This is a genomic window from Protofrankia sp. Cas8, assembly GCF_963555845.1.
Taxonomy (GTDB): domain Bacteria; phylum Actinomycetota; class Actinomycetes; order Frankiales; family Frankiaceae; genus Protofrankia.
Window position 1 is genome coordinate 1 of sequence record NZ_CAUVXI010000069.1, and the last position, 1911, is coordinate 1911.

The following is a 1911-nucleotide window of genomic DNA, read 5'->3' on the forward strand; positions in this document are numbered from 1 at the left end:
GCGTTGGCCAGCGCTTCGCGGAGCGCAAGCAACGGGATCTCGGGTTCGTCGAGGCGCACCATGCTGTCCGGGTCAAGTTGGGCCGCGATCGGCAGGTGCTGGCGGCAGAACTCCTCGGCACGACGCAGCAACGCAAAGGCGTTGCCGTGTTCCTGCCGCTCGTCGACCATCCGCTCGCCACGGACAACGCCACGGAACCTCGCCAGCTTGATCAGACACTGAGGATAGTCCGGCAGCAGCCGATCCGATCTTCCGAACAACGCGACCGCAGCGTTGATGATCCTCCCGTTCTTGACCAAACCGAACCCGCGCAGCACTTCGACCGGGTCACGGCTGAACGGATCGCCGATCCGGCCACGGGCTATGGCGTCTTCCAAGGTTCGGACGATCTCGCCAAAGTCGAGATCGTCAAGAGTGAGTTTCGCCGGCTCGATCTCCCACCGATCGCTGGCATGCACCTGTTCGAGGAACAGCCGCTGGTACTCCTCGCGGCCCATCTCAGTGGTGACAGCGCCGACTCGCTTGTACGCGGTTCCCCGGTAACGGTACGGCCGGTAACGACCTTGCCTGACAGTCACCACGATGACGTGGCGACCCGGTTCGATCTCGACAGTCTCGATCGTCGGGGTGACCTCCGGATCGAATGCCCGTAGCGCCTCATACAGCTTCTCCAGCGGGCGATCTGGCTAACCTCAACGGGAACATACGTAGGGGTCACACCGCGACGGTAGCCCGCCACCATTGCACCGCCTTCACCGGCAGCGGCTTCGCCACGCCCTGACCGTCTCTCGCTCATGGGATCGCCGCAGTGCACAATGCGAACCGTGCAGACGTGGACGATCACGAAATTCCCCACTCTGGTAATAATCTACCGATAGACCGCACGGTGATCCTTGTGGAGAACCCAAACCGCACTGACACGCGCAGACCTGGGATTCCTGCTCTCATGTGAGGGCATCAGGCCGGCCTGCTACCGGCTCTACGACGGTCTCGAAACCGGCGAATGCCACGTGCTCGACCACGCGCCGGCCGGGTGGGAGGTCTTCTACACGGTGAAACCGGCCTTTTCCAGCGCCTTGACCACCTCGGCGCCACGCAGCGCGGGGACCGGCGGCATCAGGCCACGCCGACCGTCACCGCCAGCTCGTCCGGCGCGCCGAACTCGGCAAACCAACCTTCCAACGCTGCACGCAGGTCTTCGATCACCTCGCCCCGAGTCCGGCCCTCCCCATTGGCCCCGCCGCCCGGGAGAGCAGCATGTGCGCAAAACCAGCCGGTCTCGTCCTGCTCGACGGTGTAAGGCACGTGAACCACCCGACTCATACGATCTACAGTACGCCGAATGCCCCCCAGATCAGCAACACAGCCCGTCGCCAGACCGGGCTACCACCTACCTGCTGGACGCTCGCCGCCCTGTCGGCTGTAGCAGACATGATTGGCCTGCGCACGACGGCGAGCGCCACGCGCCACGCCGCCTCGATGGCGGATCGGACACTTCCTCACATTCCGTCGCTGCGGGCGAAAACGACGGTGTACTGCAGTTGTACTGCAACGGGGATGGACGTCCGTAGACGTCGGTGGACGACCCCGAGCCCGCGACCTGCACCGGTGGACATCAATGGACATATCGTCGAGGACTACGGATCAAGAAGTTGGGGATTCGAGTCCCTCCGAGCGCACGCACGGTTGAGACAGGTTGGAAACGATCACTTTCTCGCGACCCGACCCTTCTCTCCACTTTCGTCACTGTCCGTAGCTGACGGGCTGTGCAGCCTGGCGAGGACGTCGTCCATGCTCCGGGCGGTCGTTTCCTGTAGCTGTGGAGATGGCCGGCGACGCAGGGGCATGGGATCGCCACGCGAGCGATCACCGGGCGTCTGGGAGCCGGTGGTGGTCAAGCCGTAGCGCACA

General features: G+C 64.1%; 2 protein-coding genes and 1 pseudogene. All 3 read right to left on the reverse strand.

The window, feature by feature from the left end:
* Window positions 1-578: pseudogene (locus tag U9977_RS12335) on the reverse strand (AAA family ATPase); the annotation flags it as partial.
* A 538-nt stretch (window positions 579-1116) separates the two neighbouring features.
* On the reverse strand, window positions 1117-1305 hold the full coding sequence (locus tag U9977_RS12340; RefSeq protein WP_322749376.1) for a hypothetical protein: 189 nt from the start codon (window positions 1303-1305) through the stop codon (window positions 1117-1119).
* A 401-nt stretch (window positions 1306-1706) separates the two neighbouring features.
* Window positions 1707-1911: hypothetical protein (locus tag U9977_RS12345; protein ID WP_322749377.1), on the reverse strand; the 205-nt coding region annotated here is incomplete at its 5' end.